General features: G+C 34.9%; 13 protein-coding genes. 10 read left to right on the forward strand and 3 right to left on the reverse strand.

Annotated features, from left to right (window positions below):
- Positions 1 to 109: 109 nt before the first annotated feature.
- The 7 genes from ACFSR1_RS08345 to ACFSR1_RS08375 all read left to right on the forward strand — a co-directional run bounded on the left by ACFSR1_RS08345 (position 110) and on the right by ACFSR1_RS08375 (position 7,640).
- The gene (locus ACFSR1_RS08345) at positions 110 to 646 is read left to right on the forward strand and encodes a DsrE family protein (protein WP_378291480.1); all 537 of its coding nucleotides are present in this window, start codon (positions 110 to 112) and stop codon (positions 644 to 646) included.
- A 13-nt stretch (positions 647 to 659) separates the two neighbouring features.
- On the forward strand, positions 660 to 1,943 hold the full coding sequence (locus ACFSR1_RS08350) for an amidohydrolase (protein WP_378291481.1): 1,284 nt from the start codon (positions 660 to 662) through the stop codon (positions 1,941 to 1,943).
- Positions 1,944 to 1,954: 11 nt separating this feature from the next.
- Entirely contained in the window at positions 1,955 to 3,529 is a 1,575-nt protein-coding gene (locus ACFSR1_RS08355; RefSeq protein WP_378291483.1) for an FMN-binding glutamate synthase family protein, read from the forward strand.
- Between the two features lie 10 nt (positions 3,530 to 3,539).
- Positions 3,540 to 4,061 carry a DUF7935 family protein gene (locus tag ACFSR1_RS08360; protein ID WP_378291485.1) on the forward strand — a complete coding sequence of 174 codons (522 nt, stop codon included), beginning with the start codon at positions 3,540 to 3,542 and terminating at the stop codon, positions 4,059 to 4,061.
- Between the two features lie 107 nt (positions 4,062 to 4,168).
- Entirely contained in the window at positions 4,169 to 5,263 is a 1,095-nt protein-coding gene (locus ACFSR1_RS08365; RefSeq protein WP_378291486.1) for a DUF695 domain-containing protein, read from the forward strand.
- Between the two features lie 154 nt (positions 5,264 to 5,417).
- Positions 5,418 to 6,020, forward strand: a complete 603-nt coding sequence (locus tag ACFSR1_RS08370; RefSeq protein WP_378291488.1) for a YkgJ family cysteine cluster protein — start codon at positions 5,418 to 5,420, stop codon at positions 6,018 to 6,020.
- Between the two features lie 252 nt (positions 6,021 to 6,272).
- The gene (locus ACFSR1_RS08375; RefSeq protein ID WP_378291490.1) at positions 6,273 to 7,640 is read left to right on the forward strand and encodes a hypothetical protein; all 1,368 of its coding nucleotides are present in this window, start codon (positions 6,273 to 6,275) and stop codon (positions 7,638 to 7,640) included.
- A 190-nt stretch (positions 7,641 to 7,830) separates the two neighbouring features.
- Here the strand turns inward: ACFSR1_RS08375 and ACFSR1_RS08380 are convergent, their stop codons facing one another.
- Together ACFSR1_RS08380 and ACFSR1_RS08385 are read right to left on the reverse strand one after the other, a co-directional pair.
- The gene (locus ACFSR1_RS08380) at positions 7,831 to 8,754 is read right to left on the reverse strand and encodes a patatin-like phospholipase family protein (protein ID WP_378291492.1); all 924 of its coding nucleotides are present in this window, start codon (positions 8,752 to 8,754) and stop codon (positions 7,831 to 7,833) included.
- Between the two features lie 8 nt (positions 8,755 to 8,762).
- On the reverse strand, positions 8,763 to 10,883 hold the full coding sequence (locus ACFSR1_RS08385) for a M1 family metallopeptidase (RefSeq protein ID WP_378291494.1): 2,121 nt from the start codon (positions 10,881 to 10,883) through the stop codon (positions 8,763 to 8,765).
- Between the two features lie 623 nt (positions 10,884 to 11,506).
- Here ACFSR1_RS08385 and recG point away from each other — a divergent pair.
- The gene (gene recG / locus ACFSR1_RS08390) at positions 11,507 to 13,609 is read left to right on the forward strand and encodes an ATP-dependent DNA helicase RecG (protein ID WP_378291502.1); all 2,103 of its coding nucleotides are present in this window, start codon (positions 11,507 to 11,509) and stop codon (positions 13,607 to 13,609) included.
- A gap of 370 nt (positions 13,610 to 13,979) precedes the next feature.
- On the opposite strand, the gene ACFSR1_RS08395 is transcribed toward recG, so the two are convergent.
- Complete coding sequence (locus ACFSR1_RS08395; RefSeq protein WP_378291496.1) at positions 13,980 to 14,357, reverse strand: hypothetical protein; 378 nt, start codon at positions 14,355 to 14,357, stop codon at positions 13,980 to 13,982.
- Between the two features lie 130 nt (positions 14,358 to 14,487).
- Here ACFSR1_RS08395 and xerA point away from each other — a divergent pair, with 130 nt between their 5' ends.
- On the forward strand, positions 14,488 to 15,618 hold the full coding sequence (gene xerA, locus ACFSR1_RS08400; protein WP_378291498.1) for a site-specific tyrosine recombinase/integron integrase: 1,131 nt from the start codon (positions 14,488 to 14,490) through the stop codon (positions 15,616 to 15,618).
- A 74-nt stretch (positions 15,619 to 15,692) separates the two neighbouring features.
- Positions 15,693 to 16,217 carry a hypothetical protein gene (locus ACFSR1_RS08405; protein WP_378291500.1) on the forward strand — a complete coding sequence of 175 codons (525 nt, stop codon included), beginning with the start codon at positions 15,693 to 15,695 and terminating at the stop codon, positions 16,215 to 16,217.
- Positions 16,218 to 17,463 lie beyond the last annotated feature (1,246 nt).

Consider the following 17,463-nt stretch of genomic DNA (forward strand, 5'->3'; position numbering starts at 1 on the left):
TTTTGGTACTTCTGAAATATGCTTTTTTTATTTCTTTAAAGATCAAAAACACATTTTAACTTTCCTTTAATAGATTTTTGAATATCTTTAGAAACCAAAAAGTTTAAGCTTGAAACACTCTATTTTATTTCTGCTGCTTGCACTACCAGCAGTAATTTTTTGTCAAAAAGAATCTAAAACAGGAAGCGTTATCACAGAATTTGGTAAAACGTATGAAGTAAAAAATCCTGATTTTAAAACAGACACTAAAAATGATTTGAAAGTTGTATTTGATGTTGGACGCTCGTTTGGAGATAGCACCAAAGTCAATCCTCTAATTAACACGGCAGCCAGATATCTCAATATGCACGTAGATGCGGGAGTTCCTTTAAAAAACCTAAAGGTAGCCTTGGTCATTCACGGAAACGCTGCTAATGAACTCTTAAATAATAAAAGCTACCAGAAAAAGTACGGCATAGACAATCCTAATATACCATTGATATCAGCACTTGCCGAAAAAGGAGTTCAAATCATTTTATGTGGTCAAACTGCCGCATATCGAAACATTCCAAAATCAGATGTACATCCTACTATACGATTTGCATTATCTGCTATGACAGCTTTAGTACAATTACAAAACGAAAATTACAGACTCATTAATTTTTAACTCAACTCACTCTATGAAAAATAAGATATTTATTGTCTTTCTTATATTATGCTGTGCTATGCAGGCTCAGGAAATTGATCCTGAGGTGAAATCAATGTCAGAAAAGATTGAAAGTAAAGTAATCAAATGGCGAAGAGACTTTCATCAAAACCCTGAACTCTCTAATCGCGAATTCGAAACTGCAAAAAAAATAGCAAAACACCTCAAAGATCTCGGTTTTGAAGTAACAGAAAATGTAGCCAAAACAGGCGTGGTTGGTATCCTAAAGGGAAGCAAACCGGGCAAGGTAGTTGCTTTAAGAGCAGATATTGATGCACTACCTGTAACCGAACGTGCAGATGTTCCCTTTAAATCAACCGTAAAAACCACTTTTCTTGATACCGAAGTTGGCGTTAGCCACGCGTGTGGTCACGATACACATATTGCAATCCTAATGGGAGTTGCTGAAGTATTAAGCAACAACAAAGATAAAATATCAGGTACGGTAAAGTTTATTTTTCAACCTGCAGAAGAAGGACCACCACCAGGAGAAGAAGGTGGTGCAAAATTGATGATTAAAGAAGGAGTTCTTAAAAACCCCGATGTTGATGCCATTTTTGGATTACATATTAATTCAGGAACTCCCGTAGGTATGATACGCTACAAACCAGGTGGAACCATGGCAGCTGTAGAACGCTTTGTGATTGATGTAAAAGGAAAGCAAACTCACGGATCTGCGCCGTGGACCGGTGTTGATCCTATTCTGATTTCAGCAAAAATAATTGATGGTTTACAAACCATTATCAGTAGAGAATCTCCATTAGTAGATGAAGCCGCAGTCATTACCGTTGGAAAAATCACAAGTGGTGTACGATTTAATATTATTCCGGAAAGTGCAGAAATGATCGGAACTGTAAGAACATTGGATCCAAAAATGCGTAAAATGATTATTCGCCGTATGAATGAAATGGTACCTGCAATCGCCAAAGCCTATGGCGGTGAGGCAACTATTACCTTCCAAAACAATACTTCAATTACCTATAATGATCCTACATTGGTAAAACAGATGTTACCAACGATTCAGGGAATTGCAGGAAAAGAAAATGTGATTTTATCTAAGGCTACAACAGGAGGAGAAGATTTTTCGTATTTTCAAGAAGTAGTTCCCGGATTTTATTTCTTTTTAGGAGGAAAGTCCCCAAATACGATTAAGGCTGCTTCACACCATACCCCTGATTTTTATATTGATGAAAGCGGTTTGGTGCTAGGTGTTAAAGTAATGTCTCAATTGGCAATAGACTATTTAAACGCACAATAATTTAATTTATAATGGATGCTATCTTAGATTTCTTAGGCTCAATATCATGGTGGGTGTGGATTTTGGTTGCGCTTGCTCTAGTGGCGATACGAGATATATTCTTTAACCGGAAACACACCATAAGTCATAATTATCCTATTGTAGGGCATTTACGATATCTATTAGAAAGTATCGGACCAGAAATGAGGCAATATTTTGTAGCCAATAACAGAGAGGAACTTCCATTTAATAGAATCGAGAGAGGTTGGGTATATGCTTCTTCTAAAAATGAAAACAACTACGAAGGTTTTGGAACTGATAGAGATATTTATCAGCACCAACATATTTTTGTAAAGAATTGTATGATTCCCTTCCAGATGGATAAGGATCATCCTAATAAGATTGACAAAACCTTCTTGCCCTGTGCAAAAGTGATGGGCGAATATAATCAACGTAAAAAACCGTATCGTCCTGCTTCTGCCATTAATGTATCAGCTATGAGTTTTGGTTCACTTTCTGCAAGAGCGATTGATTCCTTAAATATTGGGGTAAAAAATGCAGGTGCTTATCATAATACTGGAGAAGGTGGGTTGTCGCCCTATCATAGTAATGGCGGAGATGTTATTTTTCATTTCGGGACCGGTTATTTTGGAGTACGAACTGACGATGGAAATTTTTCTATGGAAAAGATGAAGGATTTGGTTGAAAAAAATCCTTTTATCAAAGCAATCGAAATCAAACTATCACAAGGAGCTAAACCAGGAAAAGGTGGTGTGTTACCAGGTGCCAAAATCACTCCCGAAATCGCAAAAATAAGAGGTGTAGAAGTAGGTAAAGATGTGTTATCACCCTCGACTCACAAGGCATTTACAGACGTTCCGGAATTATTGCAACTGATTGAAGACATCGCTTCAGAAACAGGATTACCGGTTGGAATTAAAGCAGCCATAGGTAAAACTGAGCAATGGGAACTCTTAGCAGAATTGATGGTCAAAACAAATCGAGGTCCAGATTTCATTACAATCGATGGTGGCGAAGGTGGAACCGGAGCTGCACCACCAAGTTTTGCAGATCACGTATCATTGCCTTGGATATATGGATTTACGGCGATTTATAAGATATTCCAAAAACATAATCTTACTGATAGAGTGGTTTTTATTGGTAGTGGAAAATTAGGCTTTCCGGCAAAAGCTGCGATGGCATTTGCAATGGGTGTAGATTGTATCAATGTAGCCCGTGAAGCGATGATGAGTATTGGTTGTATACAAGCACAAGTGTGTCACACCAATCGGTGTCCGGCAGGAGTGGCTACCCAAAGTAAATGGTTACAAAGAGGAATCAATGTGCCACTTAAATCCGATCGACTGGCACAATATTTTAAATCCTTTAGAAAAGAACTGATAGAAATCACGCACGCAGCCGGCTATGAACATCCATGCCAGTTTACAATGAAGGACATAGATGTGAATGTCGATGACGGAGAACTTACCAAAACACTCGAAGATTCTTTTAAATACACAAAAACACCTGTAGCATTTAGCTGTGCTCAAGATCTAAAAGATTGCTCCTATCTGGGAGGACATTATAAAGAAACAAATCAATCCTAAAACAATATTCATGAACATAGAAATCATACCGCTATTAATCTCACTAATTCCTTCTCTTTTTATCACACTTTTGGCGTTGTACTATTTTAAAACACATACGGATAATGAAGAAAAAAGACGACGATTCTTATTGCATAAAGAACATCAAAAACAATCACTACCGCTTAGATTACAAGCGTATGAACGTATGGCATTGTTTCTAGAGCGAATTTCTCCGGGCAAATTATTATTAAGAACACCTCCACTTGGAGACGATAAAAAAAGTTATGAGTCCTTATTAGTCAATACCATTGAGCAGGAATTTGATCATAACCTTACGCAACAAATCTATATATCAGATGAATGCTGGAATATTGTAAAGGCGGCGAAAAACGGTACCATTGCATTGATCCGTAAAACGGTTTTAAAAGAAGACGTAGATTCTGCAGCTAAAATGAGGGAAGTAATGTTAATGACCACTGTAGAAAAAGGTGCACCCAGTGATACAGCCTTAGCCGCTATTAAAAGTGAGGTAGAGGATTTGTTTTCGTAGTTTAGACAAGTTTACAATTAAAAAGATAAGAAGTATCTAATTACCTTTTGTAACTATACACACGGATATTATTTGCAAAGTGAAAAAAATATAGTTAATAAGTGGATATGAGTTTTTTAAAATCAATATTTAATAGAAAGGAGCAGCCAATAAACTCTTACGCTGACTTTTGGAATTGGTTTCTGGAAAATGAAAAAAAATTTCATAACGTTCTTAAAAATCAAGGTGATATTAAACGTGTTTTCTTTGACAAGTTAGCACCAAAACTGAATGAGCTAAAAGATGGATTTTGGTACTTAGCAGGAATGTATGACGACAATATATCTGAATTAGTATTTACACCGGATGGGATAATCAAAAATATCGTTTTTGTCGAAGAGCTTGTTCAGGCAGCTCCCAAAATGATAGACTGGAAATTCACAGCATTAAAACCAGCTATTGACATAGAAAATGTAAGACTAGAAATGGCAGGCTATACTTTTGACAGTGATAATTTATCATTTTATTCTATTGACCATAAAAACTATCCTGATGAAATTGATATCGTAGTTGTGCATAATGATTACAATGAACAAGACGAGTCGACTATAATAAATGGTACGTATATTTTTCTCGACAATTATCTTGGAGAACTAAACTCAGTAACCACTATTGACAACTTGAAAGTAATTTCTAAGAATCAAGCAGAAAAAGAACTTATCTCGATTTCTAAACTGAAAGATTTTCTAATTTGGAGAGAAAAAGAATTTATAGAAAAGTATAAAGGATTAAGACACAATACTGATAATGATAATTATTCAAGCCTAGAAGCTACATTGGAAAATGGTCTTCCATTACTCGCAATCGTTAATTCTGATTTGTTATGTTGGGATAGTAAAGCATCACATCCTTGGATAACCACTGTTGAAATAAAGTATGATGGAAAAAACAATAATGGAATGCCAAATGATATCTCATATCAGCTTCTAAATGAAATTGAAGATAAAATAATGATAGAATTAAAAGATTCGGATGGTTACCTAAATATTGGGAGACAAACAGCAGATTCGGTACGAGAAATTTACTATGCCTGTATTGATTTTAGAAAACCATCAAAAGTCTTACGTCGAATCAAAAGAGAATATCAAAACAGTATTGAATTCGACTTTGACATTTATAAAGACAAATATTGGCAATCTTTTAATAGATTTATTACTAAATAAATGCCCATAACATTTATATAATTGATGCACCCTTTTAGGTGAAAACGTACAATACTTCAAACGCTACCAATAATCATATCTAAACCATCTTCATTTCTTTTCAAAAAGAAATCAACGGTCATAGTAGTAAATAGTCTACCTTCGGTAAAAAATAATGTCGATAGAGCGAAAAGTTCAATTAGTAGAAAGTCTTTTTTCTAAATTAGAACTAGAAACCGCTCAGTTTGAGCAATCATCAGGACTTTGTTGTGTCTCTGGCTGTGGAAAATGTTGTACTTATCCAAACGTAGAAGCTTCTCCTATAGAATTTTTACCGTGGGCATTTCACTTGTTTTTAAATGGAGAAGCAGAAAACACCATCATTCAGCTTAATAAAACCAAAAGCTTAACGTGTTTAATTTATAAACCTTTATCTGTTATTGATCAAGGTCGTTGTAGCAACTACAAATACCGCGGTTTAATTTGCAGACTCTTTGGATTTGCAGCCAACACTGACAAATACGGAAATTTAAGATTGGCTACTTGCAAAATTATTAAAGAAGGTCAGGCCGATAACTACAATTCAACGGCAGATGCGATATCTAAAGGACTATACATCCCAATATTTACAGAATATTATATAAAATTAAATCAAATAGATTTTAAATTGGGAAATATAATTTTACCCATAAATAAAGCCCTTAAAATGGCTTTAGAAGAAGTTTTACATTATTATGCATACAGATCTTTTCTTCATTTAGGAAAAAAATGCGGCTAAAACCGGAGTTATTTAAACCTGCTCTTAGAAGTAACTAAAGTAAAACATATCTACTCATATAACTCAACCAATATCAATATATTCTAAAATATAAATTACAGAAATAAATTTCTGAATAAAATACTCCAACCTTTAGGTAACAATTCATTCTTTTTAGACACTAAATATAGAAGTAGAAGATTAGTTTGTTTGAAAAACAAAATTCTAAGATTGTTTTTACTATAATTTAGTTTAAGAAATAAGGAATATGATATGGCGCATCCTAAAATAACGAGAACCAGAACTTTTGTGGACGACTTTGAAGAAACACTCTCATTATCGTTGAATCAAGTACATCATATTGATGAACTGACGTATTTATATCTAAAAGAGAATAAATTTAGTATAGATCCAAATTATGAGGAGAAGAAAGCCAGATTCAGATATTTTTTATCAATAGCACGAACGCTAGATGATGCTCAAAAAAGGAAACTAAAAACTATCAAACAGGATCAAAAAGAAAAACAGGCTTCTTTTAATTTTGAAACTATTAAATCCGAACGCTATTTAAAAAAATACAAAAGCCTTAATCTATCAGAAAACAGATACCAACAATTTAGAATAAAGCTAGATGAAATAGAAAAGCTCAGCGGAAAAATGTTTGACGAGTCCATGACAAACCATAAGCTCAGAAAACCGTATCACCAAAGATTTAAGGAAGCGGCCAATAATATTCTAAAAGATTTTTTTACGCTTGAAGAGTTAAAAACCTTTAATGAAATTGAAGAGAAGGATTATCAATTCATTGTAGATACCAGAACAGGGGTAATCTTACAAGGTTATGCTTCAACTCTAGATCTAAACAAAAAACAAGCAACACAAATTTTTCTGTATGAGGAAAATGAGCCGATCCTAAATGAAAAAAATAAATATCTAAGTGAGTGGGAAAAACTGGATCTGTACAAGCAATTTATGAAATCTCTTCTTAGCAAAGAACAGTTTGATCGCTATCAGCCAATCTGGAATGAGAGAAAAAGTGTCCTAGAAGAAGGTATAATTAGTAATAACCAAAGTAAAAAACAAGAAATAACCAGGCTTCAGAATAAAAAACAATTTTTATTAACTCAGTATCTACCTGCCTTATGCAACTGGCGGTCAGAGATAGAAACACTTCTTGATAAAAATCTAAAGAGGCAATTATCTGTTTTAAAAACAGTTTACCAAGAAAAAATAATCAGTATATACACAAAACATAAAAAAGAAGCGATGCGTCGCTATAAAGATTTATTCCCAAATCATTTTTTACAACTAGAAATAGAATTACAACTCAAAGCACTCATACCAAACGCAGGATATCTTGAGGATACCGGAGACATATTTTCATACATTTCACCAGAATTAAGAAAAGTAATTTTAGAATCCATAGAAAATACCAAAAATATTAGAATAGCTCTTAATGAATTCGAAATCGAAAATTACGAAAATACCGGAGGTACTTATGGAGGTTGGACAATAGTAAAACGACATCCCCGAAACGAAAGATCAGAAAACCTTCATATGCTATCTATGTTACTTCTAGATTCTGAACCAGAAAATAATATCACTGCAATGAATAAGGTACTACATCAAGTTAGTGGTTAACAAAAATGTATTTGAGGAATTTGTTTCAAATCATATTTATCTACTCTACAAACTGTGTTAGGGATAGGAACCCTTCGACAGGCTCAGGATAAGTCTAATATTATTTTGGTAAGTACCCTTCGAGAGCCTCAGGGCACTCATAAAAAAGATATAATGGATAGCCCGCCAGGACGCTATTAAAATAAATAAGTTACCCAGCCATATCAATATCCTTCAGCTTATTCTCTTCTGCATGTTTTGCTTTTTCGGCAGCATAGTCAAATCCTTGTTGCCACCAGCTTCGCATTAATTTTTTATTAAAAACTAACGAATTTTCGGTAAGTTTAGACGGCGTATAATATAAATTGAGCACTACATCTTTGTTCTTTGCAGCTAGTTTACCCACCACGGTATCGTGCCCTTCTACCTGATCAAACATATAGCTAAACAAATTGACCATCAACGAAAATGGATTTTTGCCTAACACCTTGTTGTGCTCCATATTCTCGGACTCTAAGATAACGGCATCTACTTCTTTGGCTCCTCTTCGGATCGCTTCTCTAATTGGGACCATACAACCGAAACCTCCATCTGCATATTCGCACCCATTTTTAGTCACCAAACTCATAAACGGAACATAATTACAAGAAATCCAGATCCAATCACAAAAATCCTCATACGAGAAATCATTAATGGATTTATATTCTGTCGTATTTTTTGTCAAATTAGACACTGTTACCACTACGTCCTTCACTTTCTTTTTTGCCAGTTCAAATTCTATTTCAGAAAAATTTCTACGAATATTTCTTCTTAGGTTTTTACTTTCCCCAAAAGTTCTTTTACGTTTCAGGAACTGTACAATGGTGTTAAAGAAGTTGATAGAAACAAACTCTCGGTTTCCTTTCTTGCGTGTCCTAAAAGGATTGACGCTAAAGATTGTATGCTGATTTACATTGGTGTAGATATCATATACCTTATCTATGTTTCCGAGTGCTAACTGAGGTATTAACAAACTTCCGGTAGATGTTCCCAGAAAAAGATCGTACGTCCTACCTTGCTCCTGCATTAAATACTGAGCCACACCACCTGCATAAGCTCCTTTACTTCCTCCTCCGGAAATTACTAATGCACGCATATTCTCGTTTATGGGGTTAGTTTTTTTTCTAAAAATTCTTGTTGCCGTTTTGGCAATTTAGTCTTTAAATCTACATATTTCTTTTGAAACTTGGAATCCTTCAATAAGTTATCTAGTATTTTCCTGCAAAAGTTTCGAAATCTCCAATTGTGATGTACTGCACCATCCACCAAATTCAGTAGTGATGGATCAGAAAAAGCCTGTAGACTTTCTAAATACGTAAACGCATTCTCGCGAGTGCTAAAATGATGTATCGGAGATGAATACCCTGATAATTCTGCATAAAACTCCTGGTGCTTCTCTCGCTGGTACTCCGGAGTATTGAGTGCTAATACTAACCAAAGTACTCTTACGTTTTTATCATGAAAACCAACAATATCTTTGGTTTGCTCTAAATATCGACTTCTATCTGAAGGAAAATTAGCCCATAGATGATACAATGCCGGTTCTATCGTAGCGTACGATTCATCTTCTAATAAAGATTCATATTCCTTTTGTAAACTCTTTGGGATCGTACTCATCGTATTAGCAATTGCCTGACGAACATAGATGTTATTCGTTTCAAAAGCTTTGGTAAATAAAGCAATAGCTTCTTGAGAGGTATCGCTTTCTAGCTGATATATAACTTCCTGACCTAAATACTCATTGATCGGAAAATCCAATGCTGTTGCCAATGTCCCCCATTTTCCTGCTAAGGGTTGTGTGCGCTCACCAGCTAAACTTAAATATTTTTTAATAAAGGGAGAGCTTGTCAATATATCCAATGCTTCTTGAGAAGGAAATGCAATAGCTTCTAACCATATTTTCTGATAATCCGATAAATCCTGACCACTCACCTGCTCTGCTATCTTCATAAAATCTGATGTAGTGACATTCCCAAATTTGTGTTTCTCCAGATAGTTAGTAATAGTAAGCTTAAAATTAGCATCGCCGATTATATTCTTTAGTGCGTGCAATGCCCAAGCACCTCGTTGATAAAAAGTTAAAGAACTTGCCTTAGGATCTAGTAAAGAAGTAGCATCTGTAGCCTTTGCTTGCTCTGTGAGTTGCTCAGCACTTTCATACAATTTATATTGAAAATACTCTTCCCCAAAAACCTCTCTTTCTGCTAACAATGCGTAGTAAGTGGCAAAGCCTTCTTGTAACCAATGATGCTTCCCTTCGGTTTCGGTGACCAAATCCCCAAACCACTGATGTGCCAATTCGTGTGCATTGACATTGATATAGTTGCGATCGTTAAATCCGATATTGTCGACTACAAAAGCATCAGAAAAAATCGTTGTTCCGGTATTTTCCATTCCGGCATATAAAAAATCTTTTACAGGAATTTGTTTATAGTTTTGCCACGGAAACGCATATCCAATCTCCTTTTCGAGAAAATCAAACATTCGTTTGCTATGTTTGTAAGTAGATTCAAACTTGTCCTTATCCTCAGGATAATAATACATTTCTAACGGAATTCCACTTTCCGAATTCTCCACTACTTTTTCGTATTTACCAATGGCCAAAGCCAATAAATAACTACTCATAGGCTGTGTCATATCATACTCCCATTGTTGGATAGAATCATTAACAGCTTTCTTATTCATCAACTTCCCATTAGCGATCACTTCATAATCCGAATCATAATTGATCGTCATATCAAACTCTACCTTTTCATTCATATCGTCAAAACTAGGCAACCAATTAGAGGTGTATTTGCCTTGTCCTTGTGTCCAGATCTGATCATTACCCTGATAATCCTTCAAAAAATACAATGCTTTTTGTGGCACAGCGATATATTGAATTTCGACAGTATGTTCTGAATCTTTCTCAAAAACTGATGAAACCTTAATGGTTTTATTGTCATAGGCCGCATCTACTTTCTCACCATCTAACAAAACTCCCATAATTTGCATTTTCTGGGCATCAATAGTAATAGAATCTATGGGTTGAAGTGTTTTAAAAGTATATATAACCTTTCCTTCTACTTTTTTGAAATTAGATTCCAGAAATATATTCACCTTACTTGTTAAAAAATCGACAGCACTTTGTTCTTTCTTGTCATTTTCCTTTTTGTCAGAATCTACCTCTTGAGCAGATATACCAACAGAAATAAAGCATATAATCAGATATAAAATAAATCGCATACAGATCAATAATCAAATGTTCTGCCAAAATAACGATTTTAGTCTGGTTATGTGACAAAGCTTTTCATCTTTAATAATATACTGCTTGATTGTATTTATCAAGAAACGTTAATGAAACAGTTTAATTAAAAAACTGGATGGCAGTCTGAGACATCCAACAAAAATTTTATCCACTGAATATATTGACATTCCAAAACAGAGCTTTTGAAAATCTTTTTTCACCAGTATAAGATTGGTTTTGCGTTAAAAAATCTTGAAGCCTTGGAAAGATTTTAGCAAAACTAATCTGGTTTTCAGTAAAACTGAAAAATACCTTACGACATAGCGTAAGCTGTGGGCGAGGTGGTGCGAAGGAGTGCCTTTCCTTCCCGCCTTCCAAAGTACGCAAGTACGGCGGACAGGTTGGTTCGTTTCCTTTGGGCAAGCAAAGAAAATGAACAGAAAGTCAAATCAAAGAAAAAAGGACGAAAATTAAATACAATTAAAACTGTGAAAAACAAATTGTTAAAAAATACGTCGATCTATTTTGTCAAAGACTAATCAAACTCTAAATAATCATTATACACTCAAAACTTCGAAATTGATACTTTGAACTTTAAACAGTGAAGTTTATCTTCGCTCTAATGAATCCGAATATCTTACAAACTCCTATCGATTATCTAAAAGGTGTTGGACCTTCTCGTGCAGATTTGTTACGAACAGAATTAGGGATTCATACCTATCAGGATTTGGTTAATTTATTTCCGAATAGATATATAGATAAAACCCATTATTATAAAATCAATGAGTTACAACGCACCTCGGCAGAGGTACAGATCGTGGGTAAGATCGTTCATCTTAAAACAGTAGAGCAAAAACGCGGAAAACGATTGGTAGCCAAATTTATTGATGATACCGGAGAAATGGAATTGGTATGGTTTAGAGGACATAAATGGATTAAAGAAAACCTTAAAATAAACGTGCCCTATGTAATCTTTGGAAAGACTAAGTATTACAATGGTTATAGCATGCCACATCCCGAAATGGAACTACTTTCTGAGCATGAAAAAAATCTGAAAGTAATGATGCAACCGGTATATCCATCTACCGAAAAACTATCCAACAAAGGAATTACAAATCGGGTGGTTAGTAAGATGGTGCAACAGTTGTTTCTGGATACCAAAGCTCGATTTTATGACACCTTATCAGAAGAAATTCGATCAGAATTGAAACTGATCCACAAAGGTGAAGCGATGCTCAATATTCATTTCCCGAAAAATCAAGAATTATTGGCGAAAGCACAATATCGCTTAAAGTTCGAAGAGCTATTTTACATTCAGTTACAGTTGATTACTAAAAAGCTGATCCGCAAACAAAAGATCAAAGGATTTCCTTTTACAGCAGTCGGAGAACACTTTACTAATTTTTATAACAACCACTTACCGTTTGAATTAACCAATGCTCAAAAACGTGTGATCAAAGAGATTAGAAAAGACATTGGTAGTAGCGCACAGATGAATCGATTATTACAGGGAGATGTAGGATCCGGAAAAACTATTGTGGCATTGATGACCATGTTGTTAGCTATGGACAATGGTTTTCAGGCTTGTTTAATGGCACCAACAGCCATTTTAGCAAATCAGCATTATCAGGGGATATCTGAACTCACCAAAGATCTTGATATCAATGTGAAACTATTAATGGGTAGTACTAAAACCAAAGAACGCCGTATAATTCATCAAGAATTAGAAGAAGGTTCACTGCACATTCTTATTGGTACACACGCAGTGCTGGAAGATAAAGTACAGTTTAAAAATTTAGGACTCGCTATTATTGATGAGCAACATCGTTTTGGAGTTGCACAGCGTTCTAAACTTTGGCATAAAAACACTTATCCACCACATATTCTGGTAATGACCGCTACCCCAATACCGAGAACATTGGCAATGAGTCTCTATGGAGACCTGGATATCTCTGTGATTGATGAACTACCACCAGGAAGAAAATCTATCAAAACCGTACATCGGTATGATAGTAATCGTCTGAAAGTATTTAAGTTCATTGCCGATGAGATTAAAAAAGGAAGACAGGTTTATATCGTATACCCATTGATACAAGAATCTGAAGCATTGGACTATAAAGATTTGATGGATGGATATGAAAGTATCGCTCGCTCCTTCCCTGCTCCGGATTATCAGATATCCATTGTTCACGGTAAAATGAAACCTGCCGACAAAGATTATGAGATGGAGCGTTTTGTAAAAGGCGAAACCAATATTATGGTAGCGACCACTGTGATTGAGGTTGGGGTCAATGTGCCTAATGCCAGTGTGATGATTATCGAGAGTGCAGAACGTTTTGGATTATCGCAGTTGCATCAGTTACGAGGTCGTGTAGGTCGTGGTGCAGAACAGAGTTTTTGCATCCTAATGACCAGTCATAAACTTTCATCGGACAGTAAAACAAGGCTGGAGACTATGGTTCGTACCAACGATGGTTTTGATATTGCCGAGGTAGATCTTAAACTAAGAGGTCCCGGAGATATTATGGGCACGCAACAAAGCGGAGTTCTTAATCTAAAGATCGCTGATATTGTTCGAGATAACGATATCCTAAAAACAGCCAGATATTATGCCATGAAAATTCTAAAAGAAGATCCATCGCTGTCTCTGGAAAAGAATAAAGTATTACTCTTTACATATCAGCAACTCGCAAAGCATAAAAATATCTGGAATTACATTAGCTAAACTGTTAAAAAATTAACGTTTCCTGAACTAAAGGAGGTACTTAAGAACTACCCTCCTCCTACCTGGACAGTACCTCTCCCCATGCTAAAACAGAGGTCAGTCCTGTATCAAACACAAGTGATACTTAGCTCTGGCACAAGTGACACTTCTGTTTATACCTAGCCATGTTTCTGTTTGAAGTACCCTTACCCTGTTTTGGGAGTACCCCAAACGAACCTTTGACACGAATACACCCACTTGTATAAGTACCCCAAGTGATGTGCTAATTGTGAAATACCCACTTATATAAGTACCCCCACCTAGGGCTGGAAGTGGGTTTTGGCAAGTTTGCTTCGAAAAGAGCATTTTTTTTAACAGTTTTTGTTAAAACTTAAGAAGTATCCATATACGATTGCCAAATCACCAAAAGGTATTTACTTTTAGCATTATCCTTTAACTCCAGAAAGCCATATTCATAGCAGAAAAGGTACACTTGTCCTTTGCTGTTTTTCCAATAATGCGTAAAATACTTTGGATCAAAACCTTCTTTAATCAACTTTCCTTTGCGAATAGTAACAAGCCCGGCTCGATTATAATTTTTAAGAATCTTACGGTTTGTCTTAAGCTGTTGATCTATTTTTTTAAACAAAGAATATTCTTTCTCTTTATTTTGTTGATAATAAAAAGCCGATCTACAATAAGAAGAACAGTACTTTTTACCAACTCTTCCTTCAAGCTTCTCATTACAATAGGTACAATTTCGTTTCATAAAACATCTTTCTAAGATAGTGTCATTATTTTTAAAAATGTTACCTATCCATCGAATTAAACGTTTATTAAACGTTTAATTCGATGGCTTTAATTGCGATTGGTTATATAATCAAACATATTTGACATGCATGAAACATATTAGCAAACATATCACGCTGAAGCACCTAATGATCGATCAACAAAAAATGATCGGTTTGCAGTTCTACCCGGATAAAGTGATCCAGGCTTTGATTAAAGAGTTACCAAATCCCAAGTGGAGCGAGCAATTCGGGATGGTTTACATAGCTAATACTAAGAAAAATTTAGACTTGATTTTTGAGAAGTTTAGAGGTGTTGCCTGGGTTAATTGTAATTTCTTTTTTAAGGAAAAAGTGATTAGAGAGAATGAGGTTGTAGACATTAATTGGTATAGAAAAAGGGCTGAAACAGCTAATTTTAGGTACGTTCCAGAAGCATATCTATTAAAATTAGAGCTTAAAAGATATGCTATAAACACTTGTAAAACCTACATTTCGCAATTCGAAAGATTCATAAACAGGTATTCAGACAGAGAAATTAACCAGTTGTCAGAAGATGAAATACGTAACTATTTACAATCACTCATACATCAAAACAAATCTAATAGTTATATAAATCAAGCTATCAATAGTATTAAGTTTTATTATGAAGTAGTGATGGAAATGCCGAATCGATTTTATGCAATAGAAAGACCTCATAAACAACAAAAATTACCTAAAGTATTATCAAAAGAAGAAATAATTAGTATTATTGAACATACCAATAACCTAAAACACCGTTGCATTGTAAGCCTTTTATATTCAGCAGGATTAAGAAGAAGTGAGTTGTTGGATTTAAAAATTGTAGACATTGACAGTAAACGGATGTTGATAAGAGTAGAAAATGCAAAACGTAATAAAGATAGGTACACTCTACTTTCTGAAAATTTACTAAAAGATTTAAGATTATATTATCAAGAATGGAAACCCAAAAAGTACTTATTTGAAGGGCCAAAAGGTAACAGATATAGTACAACAAGTGTAGAAAACATCATTATAAAATCTGCCAAAAAGGCTGGGATATACAAAAGAGTTACTCCACATATGATGAGGCATTCATTTGCAACACATCTTTTAGAGAATGGTACAGATTTACGCTATATACAAGTTTTATTGGGTCATAGTTCTAGTAAAACAACAGAAATATACGCTCAGGTAGCGACTAACAATTTGCAATCGATCAAAAATCCACTAGATTTGTAAAGAATATAATGGAAATATACCACATTGGGTATATTCACATGTTGTGTGTCATACCCAGAAAAAATCAAAACTAAATGAAATTGAGGAATGTTAATCTGAATTTACAATTTTACGGAATAATAGTTCTGATGTTTTTTACGTCTTGTAATAACGGAGATTATTTACAAGAATTTAGGAATTTTAATGAATTCGATAAAATTGAAAATCCGAGATTGACGGGTTGGTTTCCTGTCGAAATAATAAAATCTGACGCACAGAATATAAAAAACATATCCTATTTAAGTACAAAATGTGTATTTGGAGCTTTTGATTACGAAAATGAGGAACTTTATGATTCAATCTTTAATAAGGAAAATCATATAGACAAAACTTACATTGGAATTTTCCAATCACAAATAAAATTAGTGGGAAATATTATACCTGAATGGTTTCCGAAAGTTGACTATTGGAAAACAAAAAATAGTGGAATAATACTGTTCGATAATTGCTATGCATATAGGGATTCAAAGAGAAAGCAGATTTATTATTTTCACCCTGAAGAAGAAAGCACTAGATTCAATGGAAAAATGTATCCTGGAATTAGGGAAACGATTAGATAAAAAAGTACGAACACACAACACTATATATAGCAAATAGGGCGATTAGTGTTTAATCAAAAGGTTATTGTCTATTTGCAGAGTCGCCAAATCTTTTGATTTGGTATTAAAAAAGAAAATTAAAACAAAATACAAAAGTTTTGGCTTGTGGCTAAACCGAAAATAATCGCTTGTTTTCTGCCCCACTTGCCATATATTTAACGTTGTATGCTATTGCCCAATTCGATCGGACAATTTTTTCGGAGGAGTACGCTGGAAAATACGGAGTTTTCTTCGGATAAGCAGAACGGACAAATACTTTGCTAAAAGGATCTGTCCAAGTATTTTGCGATGGTATCGTGGAGAGTTACACTATCCAAACGTTAGCACGTTATAAAATACTTGTTCAAGGTCGCGAAAAATTTTTACAAAGTCAAATTTGAAGTGGAATTGTAGTGTGGCTAATCTGAATGAAAACGGAATCTTAGTTCCCTGTGCCAACAGACCATACATGGATATGTATATTCCATAGGCTTGGGTAACTCCGAAAAAATTGGGGATTAAAATGCTACCGAATCTGAACAACAGTCCCTTAATTTATTATTAATTTTGGACTCAATGAAAAATTAAAATAAAAACAGCACACAACATTGTGTAAGATTGCATTGATAAAATAGTTTGCCTTCGCTATCGCTACGCAAAACGATTTGATCAACGACGCTAAAGCTCATCTTACACCTAACATTATGCACAAGCATGTGGAATCTGAAAAGCAGAATGAATAAGCGGACGGGGTAATGGTCAAAGACCTGAGTATTTTTATAAAAATAAGTTCTGACACAAAGATTCTCCCCTATCAGCATCGGACGGAATAAAGGTCATCGCTATTTTGTGTTGGTAATCGCTAAACCCAAAGTCGCAAAGCGATCGCGGGAATGGAAAAAAATATAACGCAAATAGTTACGAAAGCAATCATCGCTTTGCTTAGGTAAGTTTGCAAAGTAACGGCTGAATAAAAAAGGCCAGTGCATAACAAGATGTATAATTCATAGCGGCGGAAATTCCTAACGGAATTTCACGCTGGTTTATTAACTTTGGGCTGTGACGGAACATTTACTGTGTGCTTGTCCGCTACAAACCATACATTAAACGTTGTATGCAATAGTTCATTTCGAGTGGACAATTTTTTCGGAGGAGTACGCGAGGATTATGGAAGTTTTCTTCTGATAAGCAGGTCGGACAAAGCCTTTGGTAAAAGGATATGCTCAAG

This window comes from Aquimarina rubra (assembly GCF_042684305.1).
GTDB classification, from domain to species: Bacteria; Bacteroidota; Bacteroidia; order Flavobacteriales; family Flavobacteriaceae; genus Aquimarina; species Aquimarina rubra.